Source organism: Clostridium simiarum (assembly GCF_018919175.1).
Lineage (GTDB): Bacteria > Bacillota > Clostridia > Clostridiales > Clostridiaceae > Clostridium_L > Clostridium_L simiarum.
The window spans coordinates 384856-406816 of record NZ_JAHLQL010000002.1; the positions used below are offsets into that span (position 1 = coordinate 384856).

Here is a 21961-nt window from a genome sequence, read left to right on the forward strand (position 1 = left end):
ATATGGCGAAAAGTGAAATAAAAGATAAAAATACTAATAATACGTCAGTGGTTGAAAAAAAGGAAAAGATAGAAACGCCTTTTAAAACCATATGGAAAAGATTAAAGAAAAATAAACTAGCTATGGCTGGATTAGGTATATTAATATTTATGATTTTGGCGTGTGTAATAGGTCCATTATTTACTAAGGATCCAAATGCAAAAAATTATGCTAGTGGCTTCGCTAAACCTTCTTCTAAATTTTTGCTTGGAAGTGACAGTTTGGGTAGGGATATTTTAGCAAGAACATTAGTTGCAGGTAGAATATCTTTATTTGTTGGTATAGCATCTGTTGTTATACAAGTTGTTATAGGAAGTACATTAGGAGTTGTGGCAGGTTATTATGGTGGAATAGTAGATACTATTATAATGAGAATTGTTGATATATTTATGAGTATACCACAATTGCCAATCCTTATAGTTCTTGCGGCTATTCTTTCAGATTTAGGTGTACCACCTGAAAAAAGAATATTTGTAGTTATGGCAGTTATAGGTTTGCTACACTGGCCAGCACTATGCCGTATGGTAAGAGGACAGATATTATCCTTAAGAGAGCAGGAGTATATGCAAGCGGCAGAAGCCCTTGGACTAAACGATAGGAGAAAGATGTTTAAGCACCTTTTACCAAACACTATTCCTGTAATTATAGTATCCGCTACTCTAAGCTTAGGGGGAGCGATTTTATCAGAATCAACACTTAGTTTCTTAGGACTTGGAGTTCAACCTCCAACACCATCTTGGGGTAATATGATACAGACAGTTTACGATATGTATAACATTCAATATAGACCATGGTTATGGTTACCACCAGGAATTTGTATATTCCTAACTGTTATGGCTATAAACCTATTAGGTGATGGATTAAGAGACGCAATAGACCCTAAGTTGAAGAAGTAGAGAGGTGAGAATTATGGCTAAGGATTTAGTTGAATTTAGAAATCTAAAAACTTATTTTTATACAGAAGATGGAATCGTTAAGGCGGTTAATGATGTAAGTTTTAAAATAAAAGAAGGAGAGACTGTAGGAATTGTTGGAGAATCAGGATGTGGTAAGTCTGTTACTTCCATGTCTTTAATGAGACTTATTCCTAACCCTCCAGGAAAAATAGTAGATGGAGACATTCTATTTGAAGGGAAAAGTATATTATCCTTAAGTGAAGAAGAAATGAGGGAAGTAAGAGGAAATAAGATGTCTGTTATATTCCAAGAGCCTATGACCTCTTTAAATCCTGTATTTACTGTAGGATATCAAATATCTGAAGCAGTTATTCTTCACCAAAAGTTAAGTAAAGAAGAAGCTAGAAAAAAAGCTATAGAAATGATAAAACTTGTTGGTATTCCAAGAGCAGAAGAAATTGTTGATGCGTATCCACACGAGCTTAGTGGTGGTATGAGACAAAGAATTATGATAGCTATGGCATTATCCTGTAATCCAAGGCTACTTATTGCTGACGAACCAACAACGGCTCTTGATGTTACAATTCAAGCACAGATATTAGACTTAATGAGAAACATAAAAGAAAAATTAAATACATCCATAATGCTTATAACTCATGATCTTGGAGTTATAGCTGAAATGGCAGATTATGTTGTTGTTATGTATGCTGGTAAGGTTGTTGAAGAAGCTTCTGTTGAAACATTATTTAAAAAACCTATGCATCCATACACCACAGGATTATTAAAATCAAAACCAGCTTTAAATCAAGACGAAAAAAGATTATACTCTATCCCTGGACAAGTTCCAAATCCAATAGGAATGCCAGATAACTGTTACTTCTGCGAGAGATGTGAAAAGGCTATGGATATCTGTAAAAAACAGATTCCACCATTAATTGAGATTGAGCCAGGACATAAGGTAGCATGTTGGCTTTATGAGGAGGGGAAATAGATGTCAGAAACAATTTTAAAGGTTGAAAACCTAAAAAAATATTTTCCTATTAAAGCAGGAGTATTTTCTAAAACAGTTGGTCATGTTAAAGCGGTAGATAATGTTTCCTTTGAAATTAGAAAAGGAGAGACATTAGGTCTTGTTGGAGAGTCAGGTTGCGGAAAGAGTACCACAGGTAGAACCATATTAAGATTATTAGAAAAAACTGATGGTAAAGTTATATTTCAAAATAAAAATATTCATGAGTTAAATAAAAAAGAAATGAGAAGCTTAAGACCAAAAATGCAAATTATATTCCAAGACCCTTATAGCTCATTAAATCCAAGAATGACTATAGGTGAGATAATTGGAGAAGCTATGTTGCAGCATGGACTAGCTACAAAGGATAATATTAGTGATAAAGTTTTAGATACAATGAAACTTTGTGGACTTGCTCCTTATCACATAAGAAGATATCCTCATGAGTTTTCAGGGGGACAAAGACAAAGAATAGGTATAGCTAGAGCGCTTATAATGAACCCAGAGTTTATAGTTGCTGATGAGCCAGTATCAGCTCTTGACGTTTCAATACAGTCACAGGTAATAAACTTAATGATGGATTCTCAAGAAAAGTATGGGTTCTCATATTTGTTTATATCACATGACTTAAGTGTTGTTAAACATATATCCCATAGGGTTGGAGTTATGTATCTAGGTTCATTAATAGAGCTTGCTCCTAAAAATGAGTTATATGCAAATCCATTGCATCCATATACTCAGGCATTGCTTTCAGCAGTACCTATACCGGATCCAACTATAAGAAGAGATAGAATAATATTAAAGGGAGATATTCCAAGCCCAGCAAATCCACCATCAGGATGTAAGTTCCATACAAGATGTCCTTATGCTATGGATGTATGTAGCAAAGAAATTCCGGAATATAAGAACGTAGGAAATGATCATTTTGTAGCTTGTCATCTTGTAAAATAATATATTTGAAATTTAAAGCATCTAGGGATATTCCTCTAGATGCTTTTTTATTTGTAAACAATTTAGTATTTCATAGCATTTAAATTTTCTTTATGATAATATTAATATATAATTTTACTCTTAGGAGGAAAACCAATGTTTTTAAATAACAATCAAGATGATCTTCAAGGCTTAACCTTTAGACCAGATGAAGAAATAGAAGACAAATCTAAACTTCAAAATAAAAAAATTCCAGCAAAAGAATTATTAGCTATAATATTGGCTCAGTATTCAATTTTAATACCGATAGCTTTAATTGCTGGAGCAATATTTGCTTTGTTGCTTTTTATACTTACAAGGCTTATGTCATAAAAAAGCTATAGTAAAAGATGTATTAGCTAGAATTTTAATTTAAAGTTCTGGCTTTTTCTTATTTTATAACTATTTATATGTTTTATAACTATTTCCAATAAATTAATACAAACTTGATTTATGAAGAAAAATAGAATAAAATTTCACTATGTAATAAATTTAATAAAGCTAGGAGTGGTGTTTGTGAATAATGTATTGACTTTAGATTTAAAAAGCACAAGAGATTACATAAAGGATCATGAGGTAAATGCTTTAACTGATGCAGTAAAAGCAGCTCATAATGCATTACATAATGGAACTGGTCTTGGAGCAGACTTTTTAGGATGGGTAGATTTACCTATAAATTATGATAAAGAAGAGTTTGAAAGAATAAAAAAAGCTGCTGAAAAAATAAGAAAAAATTCTGAAGTATTAATAGTTATAGGAATTGGAGGATCTTATCTTGGAGCTAGGGCAGCTATAGAAATGCTAAATCACAGTTTCTATAATATGTTAGGTAAAGAAGATAGAAAGTCACCAGCTATATATTTTGTAGGTAACAACATAAGTTCTACTTATATGGCAGATCTTTTGGATGCTATAAAAGATAAGGAAATATCCGTAAATGTAATTTCTAAATCAGGTACTACAACAGAACCAGCCATTGCTTTTAGAATATTTAAGGATCTTTTAGAGAAGAAATATGGTAAGGAAGAAGCGAAGAATAGAATATTTGCCACTACAGACATGAAAAAGGGAGCACTAAAATCACTATCTGATAATGAAGGTTATGAAACCTTTGTTATACCAGATAATGTAGGTGGAAGATTCTCTGTATTAACAGCTGTAGGATTACTTCCTATTGCGGTTTCAGGTGTAGATATAGATGAGGTAATGAAAGGGGCATCAGTTTCAAGAGAAGCCTACTCTTCAGATAAGTTAGAAGAAAATGACTGCTATAAATATGCAGCAGTTAGAAATGTACTATATAGAAAAGGTAAAACTACAGAAATAATGGTAAATTATGAGCCATCTCTTCATTATTTTGCTGAATGGTGGAAACAACTATATGGAGAAAGCGAAGGAAAAGATAACAAAGGTATATTCCCAGCGGCTGTTGATTTTTCTACAGACTTACACTCCATGGGACAATATATACAAGATGGTATGAGAAATCTATTTGAAACTGTATTAAATGTTGAAAAACCAAGAAAAGAGATAATCATAGAAGAAAGCAAAGAAAACATAGATGGATTAAATTTTTTAGCTGGAAAAACTATGGATTTTGTAAATAATAAGGCATTTCAAGGAACGGTTTTAGCTCATAATGATGGGGGAGTTCCTAATATAATAATAAATATTTCTGAGATATCCGCATTTAATTTTGGATATATGGTTTACTTCTTTGAAAAAGCTTGTAGTATAAGTGGATATATCTTAGGAGTTAACCCCTTTGATCAACCAGGAGTAGAGGCATATAAGAAAAATATGTTTGCGCTACTTGGAAAACCAGGATTCGAAGATTTAAAGGCTGAACTAGAAAAGAGACTATAGCTTTATGAAGGTAGTAGTTGATGGAGACTCATGTCCATCCAGAAATATAATAGAAAAGGCAGCAAGAGAACTTTCTGTAGAGATGGAGATATTTTGTGATGTAAATCACCATATAACCAGTGAATACAGTAAGGTTATATATATGGATAGTGGGTTTCAAAGTGTAGATATGGCTATATTTAATAGTATAAAGTCAGGAGATATAGTTGTAACTGGGGACTTTGGAGTGGCATCTATGGTAATTGGTAAAAAGGCCTATGCTATATCACCAAAAGGCTATGTTTTTGATGAAGATAATATGGATAGACTTTTATTTGAAAGACATATATCTCAAAAGGTTAGAAGGTCTGGAGGTAGAACTCAAGGACCAAAGAAACGGCTTAAAGAAGATGATGTAAGGCTTTATGAAAGTTTAAAAACACTCATTATGAAAGCAAATGAATAATTATAAAGAAAGAACCCAAAAGTTTAACTTTTGGGTTCTTTCTCTAATCACCGGGTTTGTATCCTCTTTTTCTATAATTCTCTGGTGGAATTTCTGGAAATAATATACCGTTATCTAATCTCTCGATTTGAGGAGCACCATTACTGCTATTTACAAGATAATTAGGATTATCGATACTTCCATTATGAGGATTATTATTTAATAACTTTTCAATGACATCTTCATATCTTTTCATAAAAGGGGATTATATCCCATTCACCTCCTTTTTTATTATTTTAGCCATTAATTTTCTTCTTATACCGCCAAATTTTTTGATAGGTGTAAATAAATTGATGAAAAAATATTATAACAAAAAGAAGGATTAACATTACAAAATATGGAATTATAATATAGTACACTGAAGATACTACATGAGACTTATAATTTACTTAAAGAGGAGAGAAAGGTATGAAGGGTATGGAAATTAATTTTAGTTTAGATAGTCCTCAAAGAAAAGGAGAAAAGATAGAAATAAATGTGGACTCAAAGATAGAAAATTTACTATATAAGTTTTTTATAGGAGTAGATGGTGTTTGGAGTACTCTTCAGGATTTTAGTGAATCAAATAAGTATAGCTGGATCCCGGAGAGAGATGGCAAATACATTATAATGGTTCAAGGTAGATTAAAAAATAGTAAAAAGGCATTTGACTACGTAACTAGAGCAGACTATATAGTAGGTGTAGATGATGAGAGTCTTATAAAGGATGTATACCTTAATAAAGAAGATTATTCTGTAGGGGATAAGATAAATATATCTGTAGACACGTATAGAATCCCTCTTCTTTTTAAATATTGGCTTAGAATTAACGATGGATGGGAACTTATGAAGAATTATTGCCTGGAAAATAATCTGAATTTTACAGCAAATACTGGAGGAGTCTATGATATTTTAATAGAATGCAAGGAAGTGGACTCTAAGAATAATTTTGATGATTTTAAAAGAATTAGTTTTAAAGTGAAAGATATTGATAATATAGAAATTAAGGATTTTAAGTGTATAAGTCCACAAATTATGGTAGGAGAAGAACTGGTTTTTAAGGTTGACTCTGAAAATGAAAAGGATAGAATGTTACTTTATAAATTTCATAAAATAGATTCTAAAGGTAATGTAAGATGTATCCAAGACTTTTCTACTAAAAATTTAATATCCTATGTGGAAAAAGAAAAAGGAGAGTATAAACTTCTTTGTATGGTTAAAGATATGTATTCTCCAAGGGAATATGATGATAGAGCTTTAATAAATTATGAAGTAGAGCCATATAAAAAGGTTAAGATAAAGGAATTTACTTCAGATCTTAATTCCCCACAGCTTATAGACACTGAAGTTAATCTGAAGGTTATAGCTGAAGGAGGGAAAAAATTATTATATAGATTTATAATAGAAGGAAACGAGAGTAAAGATACAGGATACCTGCGTGAAAATAATTTTATATGGAAATGTACTCTAGAGGGTAACTACCTTATAAGGGCAATGGTAAAAGATATAAGTTATGATGGAGAGTATGAGGAAATAAGAGAAATAGAATACTCTATAAATAAAAAAAGTAGTATACCTGTAATTATAAAGGATATAAAACTAGAAGGTGATAGATACCATTTGATAAATGAAACCATAAATATAAAGGTGGAAGCCCAAGGTGGATTAGATTTAAAATATGCTTTTATAGTTTATAAGGAAGAAAAACAAGTGGAACTTATAGAGTACGGAGATTGTAATTGGGTGAACTTTACTCCAGAAGAAATTGGAGAATATGAACTTGAAATAAGGGTTAAGGATAAATATTCACAGAAGGAATATGATTGTCATTCAATTTTAACCTTTAATATAAAAGAATATATACCAGGAAATATAGACTATGTATTGTTAAACTCTAAGGAATATTATATGGTAGGAGATGATATAAATCTAGAGGTTATATCAGAAAATACAAAAGACATATTAATCAAGTATATACTTAGAGTGGATGAGCATTTAGTTGAGGAAACGGATTTTATAAAGAGTAAGAAGTATATTTTTACTCCAAGATGTAGTGGGACTTACTCCATAGAGATACAAGGAAAAAATAAGCGTTGCAAAGAGGGGTATGACAGCAAAAAGCAAATTAAGATAAAAGTTCACGATACATTACCTATTATAAACACAAAACTTACTATAGATAAAACTTATATATATATAAATGAACCTATAACTTTAACTGTTCAGAATGAAGGAGGTAGGGATGTATGTTATGAGTTTTATATTATGGAGCAAGGAGAGTGGAGAAGGGTGCAAGCTTATAGCAAGAAAAATTATTATGGATTCATTCCATTTATTGAAGGAAGCTATAAGGTTTTAGTACTTACAAAAAGCAGTCATAAAAAGTGTGCTTACGAGGATTATGATATTTTTGAATTTGAAGCCTATGAAGAGATGAAAACACCTAAATCTATAGTTGACTATGCCTTATAAAGAAATTACAATAGTTATATGGGTAAAAGAATTTAGGTGGTGATATTGTGGAAACTAAGGCAGTAGAAAATTTGCTTAAGATGCAGTTAGTAAGTCAAATGATGAAAAGCTCCCTAGGAGAGAACTCTATAGCTTTTCAAATGGTTTTAGAAAGTATGAGTAAAGCTGTACAAGATAATGGAAATGATAATATGCTTAAGTCTCTTGGACTTGAAGAAGTAGACTTAGATCAATTAGGCTATATGAAAGGACAGCGTTTAAATACTGTTAACTTTAATGGGGGAGCTATTCCCAGCTACATAGGCAAGGATTTAAGATCAAATAATGCAACCATTGAGGAAGCTATAAAGGGTGCCTCTAAAAGATATGGTATAGATGAAAAATTAATAAGATCTATAATAAAGCAAGAGTCTGATTTTAATCCTAATACTACATCTTGGGCAGGAGCTATGGGGCTTATGCAGCTTATGCCTGAAAATGTTAAAGAAGAAGGAGTAACAAATCCCTATGACATAGTAGAAAATGTTTATGCAGGTACAAGACATTTTAAAAAGTATTTAAATCAGTTTAAGAGTCTAGAAATGGCACTGGCAGCTTATAATTGTGGTCCAGGAACCATGGCTAGAAGAGGTGTGGATAGTATTGATAAAATAGATAGGCTTCCTTCGGAAACAAGGCATTATGTTAGGATAGTTATGGATAATTATAGAGGATAATTTTGAGAGTGAGTATAGTAAATATATTCACTCTTTTTAATTAAAGGTTAATTAAATTAGAATTTTAAAAGTTTATTTTGAAAAAGTTAAAGATATAAAATATACTAATTATAGCCGTATTAGGCATAAAAAAAGGAAAGGATATGGAATATGGAAAGATTAGATAAGATACTTTCAAATTTAGGATATGGTAGTAGAAAAGATATTAAAACTTTAGTTAAGAAAGGATTTGTAAAGATAGATGGAGAGGTAGTTAAGGATAATTCTCTTCAATTAGATCCTGAAAAGTCTACTATTGAGGTAAATGGCGAAGAGGTTTTTTATAGAAAATACATATATTTAATGATGAATAAACCTAAAGATGTAGTTTCAGCCACTTTCGATAAGTATGATGAAACAGTTATAGATCTTTTAGACACTGATTATGTAGTTTTTGAACCTTTTCCAGTAGGAAGACTTGATAAGGATACTGTGGGACTTCTTCTTATTACAAATGATGGAGAACTTAATCATAAATTAATATCTCCTAAATGGAAGGTAGATAAGGTTTATTATGCAAAGATTGATAAAGAAGTAGATGAAAAAGATGTAGAAAAGTTTAAAAAGGGAATAGTTATAGATGATGGTTATAGATGTCTTCCTGCAAAATTAAACATAATCTCATCTTCAGAAGAAGGATCAGAGATTGAACTTACTATACAAGAAGGGAAGTTTCATCAAGTAAAAAGGATGTTTGAAGCTGTAGATAAGAAAGTTACTTATTTAAGAAGAATTAAATTTGGACCTCTTTCTATAGATGAAGGTTTAGAAGAAGGAGAGTATAGAGAACTTTCTGAGGAGGAAGTAGATTTATTATATGAAGTTGTAAAAAAATAAATATGAAATAATTTATGCGATCTTCATATAAAATGAACGAAAAAAATCATAAAAATATGTAAAAACACATAGAAGTTTTACATATTAATTTTATTTATATTCAAAGTTATAAGAAACTAAATAAAATTAATAAAATATGAACTATTTACCTTCATATTAACTTAAATTTTACAACTATATTTTCAAAATCTCTTGCAATATTAAGGGGTATTTAATATAATAATCATGCAAGGATAAATAAAAAGTAACAAATAGCCCCCTTTTTATTTATTAAAACACAACCTAGCCCCAAGGGTTGTGTTTTTATTTTTTTGTTTTTTAAATTATAATATAAATTTGTGGCTTATTCATAATATAAATGGTAAAATAGAATATGATCATATAAGATCATGATTGGGGAGTGATTATATGGCAGAATATAAGTCAAAACTTTATAGTGAGGATATGAATTTTTTATTTGAAGCTATATTAAGTTTAAAAGATAAAGAAGAATGCTATAGATTTTTTGAAGATGTTTGCACTATAAATGAAATAAAGGCTCTAGAACAAAGGATGCAAGTTGCAAAAATGCTTAAGCAAAAGAGAACCTATTTAGATATTGCTAGCACCACTGGAGCTAGTACTGCTACCATAAGTAGGGTAAACAGAGCTTTAAACTACGGTAGTGATGGATATAAACTTATATTTGAAAGAATAGAGTGGAAAGAAAGATAACTCTTTAATATTATAAATTTATAAAAAAGAACATATAGTCTTATTTATTTTATAGATGTATGTTATAATGAAATGGATAACTGTGGCTTATTCTTGAAGTTTATATTTTTGCGATATAAACTTTTTTTATTTATTAGGAGGTAATAATATGGATTTAAAGTCGCTCTTAAATAAAGAACAATACGATGCCGCTACTACAATAGAAGGACCGTTGTTAATACTAGCAGGAGCTGGTTCAGGTAAAACCAGAGTTTTGACTTACAGAATAGCTCATATGATAGAAGATTTGAACATATACCCATCTCAAGTTTTAGCTATAACTTTTACAAATAAAGCTGGAGAAGAAATGAGAGAGAGGGTAAGGTCGTTAATTGGTGAAACAGTAGACAGTATGTGGATATCTACCTTCCACTCTAGTTGTGTAAGGATTTTAAGAAGAGAGATAGATAAATTAGGATATAAAAAGGACTTTACTATATATGATAGCTATGATCAAAAGGCATTGGTTAAACAATGTATGGAAGAACTTAAAATTAGTGATAAGGATATAACTGAAAATGAAATAATAGGTAAAATAGGTAAGGCTAAAGACAATCTTACAACAGCTTCTGCCTATAAAAGACAAAATGAAAGCAATTTTAGAGAGAATAAAATTGCAGATTTATATGAGCTTTATCAGAAAAAATTAAAAAGTAATAATGCTTTGGATTTTGATGATCTAATATTTAAGACCGTAGAGTTATTTACAAGTAATCAAGAGGTATTAGAGTTTTATCAAAGAAAGTTTAAATATATAATGATAGATGAATATCAAGATACAAATAAAGCTCAATATGAATTTGTAAGGCTATTAGCTAAAGGACATAGGAATATATGTGTGGTAGGAGATGATGACCAATGCATATATCAGTGGAGAGGTGCAGATATAAGAAACATATTAGACTTCGAGAAGGACTACCCAGAAGCAAAGGTTATAAAGCTTGAAGAAAATTATAGATCTGTAGAAAATATATTGAATGCAGCTAACACTGTAATAAAAAATAATAGTGAAAGAAAAAATAAGGTTTTAAGAACCTCTAACTCCCAAGGGGAAAAAATAAAAATATACAGAGCCTATTCAGATATGGATGAAGCTCAATTTGTATCTAGTGAAATAAAGAGACTTATTAAAAGTGAAGAAAGAAACCATAAGGATTTTGCCATACTCTATAGAACCAATGCTCAATCTCGTATATTTGAAGATACTTTTATGAAATCTGATATTCCTTATAGAATAATCGGTGGATTAAAGTTCTATGATAGAAAAGAAATAAAGGACATTATGGCTTATTTAAAATTTATAAATAATCCTGATGATGAAATAAGTTTAAGAAGGATTGTAAATGTACCTAAGAGAAACATAGGAGATACTACTTGTTCTAAGCTTCAAGAGTTTGCTATTTCTATTGAAGATAGCTTGTACAATGTTATGATGGATGCAGAAAGTATACCAGGTTTAACTCAAAGGAATATAAATGCTATACTTAAATTTACTGAGCTTGTAGATGACCTTATGGTTATGAAAGAACAGATGCCTGTATCACATTTTATAGAATATATTCTAAATCAAAGTGGATATATGAAGGAATTAGAGAAGTCTAATAATCCTGAGGATAGGAGTAGAATAGAAAACTTGGAAGAATTAGTTTCGGCAGCAGTAGAATTTGAAAGAACTTCTGAAGAGAAAAGTCTTTCAGCCTTCTTAGAAAAGACTACACTTGTTTCAGATATAGATAATTTTGATCAAAATGCAGATACCGTAGTACTTATGACAGTACATAGTGCAAAGGGACTTGAATTCCCAGTAGTATTTATGGTGGGCATGGAAAATGGAATATTCCCAGGAAGTGCTTCTTTAAATGATCCTAGAGAGATGGAAGAGTCTAGAAGACTATGTTATGTTGGAATAACAAGAGCTAAGGAAAAGTTATATATGACCTCTGCTGAAGTTAGAAGAGTCTTTGGAAGAGCGGTAAGCTATGGGCAGTCTGACTTTGTAGAGGAGATAAATCCAGAACTTAGAGAGTGTGTTAAAGTAAGAACTTCAAAAGAACCTAAAAGAGGAGGATACTTTAAAAATGAATATAACCCCCACAGTTTAAGGGCAGATTATAGTGATGAATCATTTTTAAAAGCCTTAGATAAAATGGAAGAGACCATACAGCAAGGATCTGGTGGATTGCTTACAAAAGAAGAAGCAACTATGGGAAGAAAAGTAAAACATTCAAGATTTGGTGTAGGCACTATAATTAGTACTTTAGAAGATGGTGGAGACCTTAAAGTCACTATAGCCTTTGATAGTATGGGTATTAAACATTTTATGCTTAGCATGACCCCTTTAGAATTATTATAATACTTTAAGATATTATAAGGAGTGAGTCTAGTGGATCAGAAGGAAAAAAAGATTAAGGAACTTGTTAAAGAACTTAATAAGTATGCTTATGAATACTATGTTCTTAGCAATCCATCTTCTAGTGACAAAGAATATGATGAAAAATATGATGAATTATTAGAATTAGAAAAAGAAACAGGTATAGTATTACCCTATTCTCCAACTCAAAGGGTTGGAGATATTATACTACCTGAGTTTAATAAATATGTTCATAAGGCTCCATTGTGGAGTCTTGATAAGGCTCAAAATATTGAAACCCTTAAAGAGTGGCATAAAAGAAATTTAAAGGTTGTGGAGGATTACAATAAAAATGCAGAGAATCCTCTACCTCCTTTAACCTATGTTGTAACAAAGAAGTTTGATGGACTTACTCTTAATTGTACTTATGATAAAGAGGGAATATTGATTAAGGCTGCAACTAGAGGAACGGGAACCATAGGAGAGGATGTTACAGCTCAGGCTAAAACTATAAAAAGCTTACCTTTAAGAATACCCTATGACTATACTTTGGAGATTCATGGGGAAGCTATAATGACAAAGAAGGCTTTCCATGAATATAATAAAAATTCTCCAGTTCCTTTAAAAAATTTGAGAAATGGTGCGGCAGGTGCTTTAAGGAACTTAAATCTTAAAGAAACAGCAAAGAGAAATCTTACAGCCTTTTTTTATGATGTAGGATATAATGAAGGCAATCCTTTTGAAACTTATATGGATATGATGAGTTTTATTAAAGATATGGGATTTTATGTGGATAACTACATAAAAGTATGTAGCACTGTGGATGAAATAGAAAAAGAAATAGGGTATATAGACAGCATAAGATTAGATTTAGACTACGACATAGATGGCGTAGTAATCGCTATAAATGACATGAGAACAAGAGAATTATTAGGATATACTGTAAAATTTCCTAGATGGGCTATAGCTTTTAAGTTTGAAGCACAAGAAGCTACCACAAAGCTTTTAGAGGTGGAGTGGAATGTAGGAAGAAGTGGAAGAGTTAGTCCTACAGCTCTTTTAGAGCCGGTGGAGTTAGCGGGAGTAACTGTGAAACGGGCTACTTTAAATAATATGGATGATATAAATAGAAAAAATGTAAGGATTGGATCTTCGGTATTTGTAAGAAGATCTAATGATGTTATACCTGAAATAATGGGCGTAGTTGAAGAAAGTCTTGAAGGTAGCATAGAAATAATTCCTCCAACTATATGTCCTTATTGTAATAGTGAACTTATATTAATTGGAGCACACTATTTTTGTGAGAATACCTTATCTTGTAAACCCCAAATGGTTAAGAGTTTAGTCCATTATGCTAGTAGAGAAGCTATGAATATAGAAGGGTTTAGTGAAAAAACCGCAGAACAATTATTTGAGAAATTAGATATAAAATCTATACCAGATTTATATAGGGTTACAAAGGAGCAGCTATTAACATTAGATAAGTTTGGAGAGAAAAAGGCTCAAAATATTTTAAATGCTATAGAAAAAAGCAAGGATTGTGAGCTTTCAGCTTTTATATATTCATTAAGCATTCCAAATGTAGGCATAAAAACAGCTAAGGATTTAGTGAAAAATCTTAAAACCCTTGAAAGAATAAAGAATGCAACTATTGAAGAATTAACTTCTATATCAGATATAGGAGATATAGTGGCAGAGAGTATATTAAACTTTTTTAAAGATGAAAAGATCACGAGCAGTATAGAGGAGCTTTTATCCTTAGGGGTTATGCCAAGATATGAAGAAATAGAGGTAAAAGAAAATAAATTTGAAGGCAAAACAGTGGTAGTTACAGGGTCCTTAGAAAACTATAGTAGAGCAGATATAAAAGCTAAGCTTGAATCTTTAGGAGCTAAGGTGGCAGGAAGTGTTAGCAAGAAAACTGACTATGTTATTGCAGGGGAAGAAGCAGGATCAAAATATGATAAGGCAAAAGAACTTAATATAAAGATACTTTCTGAAAAAGACTTTGAAGCAATGTTAGAACAATAAACCATTGTTTTTGGGAGGATTATAATATATGAGAAAAACCTTAGATTATCTTTGTTGGGCTTTTGTATCTATAACTATGGTTGTTATTATTCTTACTATAATATCCACCTATCAATATGTTTATATATCTTATTTCAATAATTACTATATGCTAGAAGTTTCTTTAGCTATAACCATGTTGTTATGGTCTTTAAAATTTTTTATTTGGACTAAACTTCCTAAAAGAAAAATATATTCTTCTGTATGCTTTATCATAGCTTTAGCTGCTATTTTTTTTAGAATATCAGGAGTTTTTTAAAAGATTATTTTTAATATAAGTTATAAAGGAATGAGTTATATTTAAAAACTATAGAAATTAAAGATAATCAGGAAAGAAAAAATAGATTTTATTAAAATTATAAAAGAAATCAGAGGAAATATTTATGACAGGTTTTTATAAGGATAAATTTATAAAATACCTGTCATAATCATAGTGTATACAATCTAGATTTTATCATTATCATTATCTTCTTTAAATACTTTATCATAAAGGTCTACGTCTTTCTTTGAAGCCATCATGTAGATATTTTGAGTCATTTTTTCTAAAAGATAATTCTTATATTTCAGTTGAGATAAAATTTTGTTAAGTACTATAAATGAAAGTATACTAACTCCAGAGAGGGTTATCATAGTTATAATACCTATAATTTCTACTGCAAGAAGCATATCTAAAACCTCCAAAACTCAATTAAATGTTTTTCACAAATAATTATATCACAATATATGGTATCTAGCACATATAATAATAGTATAGAAATTTTTTTTGGAGTAAATATGCAATTATTATATAACATATATTATAAATTCAATAAAGAAAAAGTGGAGACCTCTAAAAAATATTTGAAACTAATAAAAATAGATAAAGTTTATGATTTAATCATAAAGAATTGTTGGAAATATTCTGTACAATATGAAATTGTATTTAAAAATCAAGAAGTTTTAGAGATTATGCTTTATGGTAGAAAGAAGAGTACTTTTCTAAAATTTCATATTACCCCTATAGTTTTTTATGAAGACTATACTCACTTTTTATGGAAAGCTCATAATATGAACTGTAACAAAGCTTATTATATAAACACAGGTATTTTTGAAAAAAACATACTAACTAATTATAATAAGGATTATTGGTCACGATATGTATCATTAGAAGATGCTAATAAATTTATAGAAAAGCAGATTATGATGCATCCAAAACATAAACCTTATTTAAATATAAAATATATAGACTTTTGTAGATATATACCAGAATAAAAATATGATTAAAAATTCATAAACAGGTCAATAATCTAAATAATAGATTTAAATGGAGTAAACAAAGGTACAGGAGATAGAGTTTATGAAGAAAAGAATATTTTTATTATTTATTATAATTACTTTTACATTTTCCGGTTGTGTTCAAAAAAAAGATGAGAATAAGGTAGTAAAAAAAAGGAATTATCCTGTAATTGGACTACAAAGTCCACCAAAAGATTTAACTTCCATGGAAAATTATAATCCAAGAGATGAGGATTTAATTTGTGCATTATTTGAAGGCTTAGTTGAAAGAGATAATAATGGAGAGATAAAGCCGGCACTTGCAAAGGATTGGAAGATTAGTGATGATGGACTTACCTATGTTTTTAATCTTAATGAGAACATATTTTGGAGTGATGGAAAGGAAATTGATGCCAAAAACTTTGTAGATTTTTTTAGGACTATACTAAATCCTAACATGGGCAATAAAAATGCTTTTGAGCTTTATAGTATCTTTGGAGCAGAAGATTATAATAAAGGAAAGAAGCCACAGGGAGAAATGGCCATTATAGCTACAGATAAAAAAACTCTTCAAATCAGATTAAATTATGTAGATGAAGAATTTTTACACACATTATCAAAGCCAAGGTATAGGTTAAGAAAGAATTTTGAAGCCTTAAAATCATGGAAAAGTAATTATAAAGATATAGCTTATACAGGCTCCTATATTATTTCTAATATGGAGGAGAGTAAAGAAAAGTCTTCTATAATTTTAGAAAAAAATACTAATTACTATAATAAAGATAATATCTTAAGTGATAAGATTGTTTTAAATGATTCAGGAAGTTCAGAGGTAGCTATGAGTAGATTTGATATAGGAGATATAGATATATTTTTTAATCCTCCAATTAGTGAAGTAGAAAGATTAAAATCCAGCGATAATTTAGATTATATAACCTTGCAGGATTTCTATGCATTGATATTTAATTTTAAAAGTCCCTTATCATCAAAAATAGATTTCAGAAAAGCAGTAAATGAAGCACTTTCAGCTTCTTTAGATGAAAGTGAACTTATAAAAAAGTTTAATGTTTCTATTTCTAATGGAGAGATTTTTAAAAAAGATAGTAATAAGGCAGTGTTTTCTACAGATAGTGAAAAGAATGAATTTAAATATGATTTATTTTCTGCTAACGTCAAAATTAAGAATCTAGTTAATGAGGAAAAAGATCAATATTTTAAAATATTATGTTTAAATGATGAAAGAAGCACATTACTTATGGAATCTTTAACGGAAATCATGGAAAGAGAATTTAACATAAAGAGTAAAATATATTACTATAATTCATCGGAAATTCAAGATGCACTTAAGAAGGATTTTTACGATATGGCTTTAATAGGATATAATTCTACTGGAAGCAAGGAAGTTTTTTTTAGGAGATGGTATTATAGTACTGGAAAAAGTATTAATTACTCCAATGAAAATATAGATAAGACCTTATATAAGCTTAAAGGAGAGAAGGAAAAGGGTAAAAGGGATCAATATATTAATAGTGTAAGCACAGAAATAAAAAATGAGATACCTATGATACCTGTTTTTAATGAAAACTTATTTATATGTAGAAATAATACTGTAGAGGGTATATATATGGATGGTAATGAAAATATTATGATTAACAAATTGGTGAAGAGAGAAGAAATAAATGAGGATAAAAAAGACATAGAAAAGTTAGATGTACCTAAGGATAAGATAGATGATATGCCTATAGGATACAAAAAATAGTAAAAAGAGTTTTTGGAAGTTTATTATTTTATCCAAAAACTCTTTTTATTTAAATACTAGGGAAGTAAATCATATAAAATAAAATTTGAAAGTATTTAGTAGATTCAAAAACTTGCTTATTTACATTAAACTCATCTTTTTTTGTATTATAGTTTATATTCTTTAACATCACTGGTGCCATACCAGAACTTTCAGGAGAAGGAATGGTAGGAAGTTTAAAATACATCTCATCTATAAGATCCTCAGATTTTAAAGAATAATTTTTATATCTTTCTACACTATTAAGGGTTGGGGAGTCTGGCCAACTACATATTACTCCAGAGTTTATTAGTTGTTTCCTGTAAATGCTTTCTGTTTTTAAATTATTACATTCATCAGAGTTATATTTATCTTTTAATAATAAAGCTAAAGTGTAGAAGACTATTTCGTGAGAAGTATAATCTATTTCCTTCTTTGATTGGGTTTTTATCATTATTCCTCTTTCATCATCATATAAGTCTAATAATTTTTCATATAAATCTTCATTGAATTCATCATACTTTGAGATTCCGGTATTATGTTTAAATAGCATTGAAGTCATAAAAGCTAAAGAGGTATTTGATATTGATATAGAATCAGTACACTCTTTTAATTGCTCATATATTAAATCCATAAGATCGATAGATAAAAGTAATACATCATTATGCTCATTAAATCTTAAATAAATATTTAAAAGGGATAAAATATTTATTTTTTCATTAAGAGATAAATTATAAATCTCTTCTCTATAATTTAAAATCATGTTTAATATATCATTAGAAAAATTTTCATATATTTCTGCTTCTTTGTTTTCGGATAATTTAGCATACAGTGCATAGCAGTTCATCATTAAAATTTGATTAGAGTATTTAAATTTTTTATTTTTATCCTCGAATTTTAATTCATTTGTTATATCGTCGGAGATATCTTTCTTATCTACAAAGAGACCTTCCTCATTTCTTAAATAAGAAGAGTAGAAATCTAATTGAGCTCTTGATAACTCCATATACATATGATGCAATGTATAGAGTTCTTTGTCTATGTTCTCAAAATTTTTATAGTATTTAGCAAGTTCTAACAGGCACAAAGTTAAATATCCATTACTAGATATGGTTACTTCTTTCTTAAAGCTATCCTCATCCCAAAACATATTATTTTTGTGAGTTAATAATTTTGTACTAGACCTTTTATATACACATAAAAGTGGAGAAATTTCTTTAAATGTGGTAATATCAATGTTAGAAAACGACTTGATTTTAAGCTCTTTTAAAGGTATATTTATACCACATTTAGATTTTAATATTATATGTTTTGTAGATTCCTTTGCAAAATGAAACAGTTGACTTTCTATTATTTCTTTTGATAAATTGTTTATTCTAAGGAACGGACCTATATATCTCAAATTTTTCACCTCATAAAATAATCCTTATATAAATAATATGTGATGAAAAGGTAAAAAGTGCTATTTAATCTATAATTTAAAGGAGATTTTTATGAAAGTAGGTAAGTAAAATAAGTGATTTAGATTTTATCATGTTCCTAGCTTAAGCAGGTATCCAAAATTTATGAGTTGGTGATAGTCGCTTACTCATCTGAAAAGAAGGAATAAATGAAACTATAATAGGAAAAATACAAAAGAATAAAAGAATAATTTTAAATGAAGAAGGAAGTTTTGAAGTTGAGCTACCAAAAACTGACGAGTTATTTAATATAAAACAGATGGTAAATAAGAAGCAGAGCTTTTATATTAAAGGAGAATCACCATGGAGGTAATGATATGAGAATAGATGGAAGAAAAAATGACCAGATAAGACCAGTGAAGGTTACTAGAAATTATACAAAATATGCTGAGGGTTCGGTATTTATAGAAGTTGGAGATACTAAAGTGTTGTGTAATGCTTCAATTGAAGATAGAGTACCTCCTTTTTTAAAGGGCACAGGAGAGGGATGGATAACCTGTGAATATAACATGTTACCTAGATCTACTCAGGTTAGGAAACCAAGAGATATAGCAAAATTAAAAATAGATGGAAGAACTATGGAAATACAAAGGTTAATAGGAAGAGCACTAAGATCAGTGGTAGATCTTAAGGCTATAGGAGAAAAAACTATATGGATAGATTGTGATGTTATTCAAGCAGATGGAGGAACAAGAACTACATCTATAAGTGGAGCTTTTATAGCTTTGGTAGATGCTGTGAATAAGTTACATAAGGTACAGCCTTTTAAAGTATATCCTATAAGAAATTTTGTAACAGCAGTTAGTGTAGGTATTTTTGAAAATGAAAAAATATTGGATTTATGCTATGAAGAGGATTCAAAAGCTATTGTAGATATGAATGTAATAATGACTGATGAAGGTGAATTTGTAGAAGTTCAGGGAACAGGGGAAGAAAAGCCATTTTCAAAAAAAGATCTAGAAGAATTATTAGCATTAGCAGAAAAGGGAGTAAAGCAGATGATAAATCTTCAGAAGGAAAGTTTAAAGATGGATTGTCTTTGGATAGGTACTGGAGGGAAATAGAGATTAGGAAATAATTTTATTTATATTATTAATTTTTTTAGAAATTAATAATCCATTTATGACTGGAGGATAAAATGAAGGATATTATATTGGCAACCAATAATGAGCATAAAGTAAAAGAAATGAAAGAAATATTAAAGGATTTACCTGTTAGCATTTATTCTTTAAAAGAAGTAGATGTAGATGTGGAGGTAGAAGAAACAGGAGATACTTTTATAGAAAATGCAAGGATAAAGGCAGAGGCTATATATGACATTTTAAAGCATAGAAATAGAAAAGACTTTATTGTAATGGCTGATGATTCTGGTCTTATGGTAGATTATCTAAATGGAAAACCAGGAGTTTACTCTGCAAGATATGCAGGAGAGCATGGCAATACGGAAAAGAATAATAAAAAGCTTATAGATGAATTAAGAGGAGTTCCCTATGAAAAAAGAACAGCAAGGTTTGTAAGTGCAGTGTCTCTTATTGATGAGGATGGTGAGTTCATAGAAGTTGAAGGTGAGGCTAGGGGATATATATTGGAAGAACATAAAGGAACAGAGGGGTTTGGGTATGACCCGCTGTTTTATGTACCTGAAAAGAATAAGACCTTTGCTGAAATGAGTGGAGAAGAAAAAAATATTTTAAGTCATAGAGGAAAGGCTTTAAAAGCATTAAGAAAAGAAATAGAAAGATTATTAAATTTATAATTTGAAATTTGCATGGTGTGTTTACTAAAGGAGATGTAATATAATTGTTAATAGGAATCATAAGTGATACTCATAGGGAATATGAAGTGCTAAATAAAATAATAGATAGAATAAAAAAATGTGATTATATATTACATCTAGGAGATAATATTCAGGATGTAATATACATAAAGGATAGAGTAAGCAAAAAAGATATTAAATTTATAAACGTAAAGGGAAATTGTGATTATTCTAATTCTATACCTGATGAAAGGGTAGTAGAGATAGGTGAGCATAGGATATATATGACCCATGGACATAAATATGGAGTTAAGACAGACCTTAATAGGCTTATGTATAGAGCTGAGGAGTTAGAATGTAATATAGTACTTTATGGTCATACTCATATGGTTTTTATAAGTGAAGATTATGGGAAATACATAATAAATCCAGGTAGTCCATCCCAACCAAGGGATGGAAAGGCAGGAATGGTTTTTGTAAATATAGAGGGATCTAAGGTAAACCCTTATTTTATGGAACTTTAATATAGATTTATAAAGTTTAGTGGATATTATTGAATTTTAAAGCAAAAAAGAGATTTCAAAGAGTATAATCACTATAATATAACTATTTCCCAGTTTTTAAGATAAAATCGCTTAAAAAATGTATAAAAAACTATTGACGTATTAAAAGATATCGTGTAGAATAAACTATGTCGCTGGGGAACAGAGTTCTCTAGAAGAACAACGGGGTGTGGCGCAGATGGGAGCGCGCGTGGTTTGGGACCATGAGGTCGCAGGTTCAATCCCTGTCACCCCGACCACTTATGCGGGTGTAACTCAATGGTAGAGTGCTAGCCTTCCAAGCTAGTTACGAGGGTTCGATTCCCTCTACCCGCTCCATATAGTCTAATTAAGGCTGTGGGGTATAGTAAGCGTCTTTAGCTCAGCTGGATAGAGCAACGCCCTTCTAAGGCGTGGGCCAGGGGTTCGAATCCCTTAAGACGCACCATTTAGTTTGTGCCATTAGCTCAGTTGGTAGAGCACCTGACTCTTAATCAGGGTGCCCAGGGTTCGAGTCCCTGATGGCGCACCAAACTGCGGTGGACGTAGTTCAGTTGGTAGAGCACCAGATTGTGGCTCTGGGTGTCGTGGGTTCGAATCCCATCGTTCACCCCACAAAATAATATTGGGATGTCGCCAAGCGGTAAGGCAATGGACTTTGACTCCATCATGCGTAGGTTCGAATCCTGCCAT

At 30.2% G+C, this 21961-nt stretch carries 21 protein-coding genes and 5 tRNA genes; 23 read left to right on the forward strand and 3 right to left on the reverse strand.

All coding sequences use genetic code 11. From position 1 onward, the window contains the following. Positions 1-2: 2 nt before the first annotated feature. The 6 genes from opp4C to KQI89_RS09750 all read left to right on the forward strand — a co-directional run bounded on the left by opp4C (position 3) and on the right by KQI89_RS09750 (position 5224). Positions 3-935, forward strand: a complete 933-nt coding sequence (gene opp4C / locus KQI89_RS09725; protein WP_042439071.1) for an oligopeptide ABC transporter permease — start codon at positions 3-5, stop codon at positions 933-935. Between the two features lie 13 nt (positions 936-948). Next, positions 949-1926 (forward strand): ABC transporter ATP-binding protein, encoded by a 978-nt coding sequence (locus KQI89_RS09730; protein ID WP_032120667.1) that lies wholly within the window; start codon positions 949-951, stop codon positions 1924-1926. After that, a complete protein-coding gene (locus KQI89_RS09735; protein WP_032120668.1) occupies positions 1927-2895 on the forward strand; it encodes an ABC transporter ATP-binding protein in 969 nt (322 codons plus the stop codon). A 135-nt stretch (positions 2896-3030) separates the two neighbouring features. After that, on the forward strand, positions 3031-3246 hold the full coding sequence (locus tag KQI89_RS09740) for a hypothetical protein (protein WP_216456934.1): 216 nt from the start codon (positions 3031-3033) through the stop codon (positions 3244-3246). A gap of 183 nt (positions 3247-3429) precedes the next feature. After that, positions 3430-4779, forward strand: a complete 1350-nt coding sequence (locus KQI89_RS09745; protein ID WP_343216351.1) for a glucose-6-phosphate isomerase — start codon at positions 3430-3432, stop codon at positions 4777-4779. A 4-nt stretch (positions 4780-4783) separates the two neighbouring features. Beyond that, the gene (locus KQI89_RS09750) at positions 4784-5224 is read left to right on the forward strand and encodes a YaiI/YqxD family protein (protein WP_216456936.1); all 441 of its coding nucleotides are present in this window, start codon (positions 4784-4786) and stop codon (positions 5222-5224) included. A gap of 43 nt (positions 5225-5267) precedes the next feature. Here KQI89_RS09750 and KQI89_RS09755 read toward each other — a convergent pair whose 3' ends face one another. Further along, positions 5268-5459 (reverse strand): hypothetical protein, encoded by a 192-nt coding sequence (locus KQI89_RS09755; protein ID WP_032120672.1) that lies wholly within the window; start codon positions 5457-5459, stop codon positions 5268-5270. A 212-nt stretch (positions 5460-5671) separates the two neighbouring features. Here KQI89_RS09755 and KQI89_RS09760 point away from each other — a divergent pair, with 212 nt between their 5' ends. From KQI89_RS09760 to KQI89_RS09790, 7 genes are all read left to right on the forward strand, one after another. Continuing rightward, positions 5672-7714 (forward strand): triple tyrosine motif-containing protein, encoded by a 2043-nt coding sequence (locus tag KQI89_RS09760; RefSeq protein ID WP_032120673.1) that lies wholly within the window; start codon positions 5672-5674, stop codon positions 7712-7714. 47 nt (positions 7715-7761) lie between these two features. Then, positions 7762-8430 (forward strand): lytic transglycosylase domain-containing protein, encoded by a 669-nt coding sequence (locus KQI89_RS09765; RefSeq protein ID WP_051986270.1) that lies wholly within the window; start codon positions 7762-7764, stop codon positions 8428-8430. Positions 8431-8580: 150 nt separating this feature from the next. Next, complete coding sequence (locus tag KQI89_RS09770; protein WP_032120675.1) at positions 8581-9306, forward strand: pseudouridine synthase; 726 nt, start codon at positions 8581-8583, stop codon at positions 9304-9306. 408 nt (positions 9307-9714) lie between these two features. Beyond that, positions 9715-10020 (forward strand): YerC/YecD family TrpR-related protein, encoded by a 306-nt coding sequence (locus tag KQI89_RS09775; RefSeq protein WP_032120676.1) that lies wholly within the window; start codon positions 9715-9717, stop codon positions 10018-10020. A gap of 148 nt (positions 10021-10168) precedes the next feature. Further along, a complete protein-coding gene (gene pcrA, locus KQI89_RS09780; RefSeq protein WP_216456937.1) occupies positions 10169-12412 on the forward strand; it encodes a DNA helicase PcrA in 2244 nt (747 codons plus the stop codon). Between the two features lie 30 nt (positions 12413-12442). Continuing rightward, on the forward strand, positions 12443-14440 hold the full coding sequence (gene ligA / locus KQI89_RS09785) for an NAD-dependent DNA ligase LigA (protein WP_216456938.1): 1998 nt from the start codon (positions 12443-12445) through the stop codon (positions 14438-14440). Between the two features lie 28 nt (positions 14441-14468). Next, on the forward strand, positions 14469-14738 hold the full coding sequence (locus KQI89_RS09790; RefSeq protein ID WP_216456939.1) for a hypothetical protein: 270 nt from the start codon (positions 14469-14471) through the stop codon (positions 14736-14738). A 185-nt stretch (positions 14739-14923) separates the two neighbouring features. Here KQI89_RS09790 and KQI89_RS09795 read toward each other — a convergent pair whose 3' ends face one another. After that, a complete protein-coding gene (locus tag KQI89_RS09795; protein WP_216456940.1) occupies positions 14924-15145 on the reverse strand; it encodes a hypothetical protein in 222 nt (73 codons plus the stop codon). A 108-nt stretch (positions 15146-15253) separates the two neighbouring features. Here KQI89_RS09795 and KQI89_RS09800 point away from each other — a divergent pair, with 108 nt between their 5' ends. Then, positions 15254-15730, forward strand: a complete 477-nt coding sequence (locus KQI89_RS09800) for a hypothetical protein (RefSeq protein ID WP_032120680.1) — start codon at positions 15254-15256, stop codon at positions 15728-15730. An 85-nt stretch (positions 15731-15815) separates the two neighbouring features. After that, positions 15816-17492, forward strand: a complete 1677-nt coding sequence (locus KQI89_RS09805) for an ABC transporter substrate-binding protein (RefSeq protein WP_216456941.1) — start codon at positions 15816-15818, stop codon at positions 17490-17492. A gap of 49 nt (positions 17493-17541) precedes the next feature. Here KQI89_RS09805 and KQI89_RS09810 read toward each other — a convergent pair whose 3' ends face one another. Beyond that, positions 17542-18912: a hypothetical protein gene (locus KQI89_RS09810; protein ID WP_216456942.1), complete on the reverse strand. Its 1371-nt coding sequence runs from the start codon at positions 18910-18912 to the stop codon at positions 17542-17544. 375 nt (positions 18913-19287) lie between these two features. On the opposite strand from KQI89_RS09810, the gene rph reads away from it, so the two are divergent. The 8 genes from rph to KQI89_RS09850 all read left to right on the forward strand — a co-directional run bounded on the left by rph (position 19288) and on the right by KQI89_RS09850 (position 21883). Beyond that, the gene (rph, locus tag KQI89_RS09815; protein WP_032120683.1) at positions 19288-20034 is read left to right on the forward strand and encodes a ribonuclease PH; all 747 of its coding nucleotides are present in this window, start codon (positions 19288-19290) and stop codon (positions 20032-20034) included. A 74-nt stretch (positions 20035-20108) separates the two neighbouring features. Next, positions 20109-20726, forward strand: coding sequence for an XTP/dITP diphosphatase (locus tag KQI89_RS09820; protein ID WP_216456943.1), 618 nt, complete (start codon positions 20109-20111; stop codon positions 20724-20726). A 44-nt stretch (positions 20727-20770) separates the two neighbouring features. Then, positions 20771-21250 (forward strand): metallophosphoesterase, encoded by a 480-nt coding sequence (locus KQI89_RS09825; protein WP_216456944.1) that lies wholly within the window; start codon positions 20771-20773, stop codon positions 21248-21250. 202 nt (positions 21251-21452) lie between these two features. Further along, positions 21453-21528 (forward strand) — tRNA-Pro (locus tag KQI89_RS09830). Positions 21529-21533: 5 nt separating this feature from the next. Next, positions 21534-21607 (forward strand) — tRNA-Gly (locus KQI89_RS09835). Positions 21608-21639: 32 nt separating this feature from the next. Continuing rightward, a tRNA-Arg gene (locus tag KQI89_RS09840) sits at positions 21640-21716 on the forward strand. A gap of 8 nt (positions 21717-21724) precedes the next feature. After that, positions 21725-21800, forward strand: a tRNA-Lys gene (locus KQI89_RS09845). 7 nt (positions 21801-21807) lie between these two features. After that, positions 21808-21883 (forward strand) — tRNA-His (locus tag KQI89_RS09850). Positions 21884-21961: the final 78 nt, after the last annotated feature.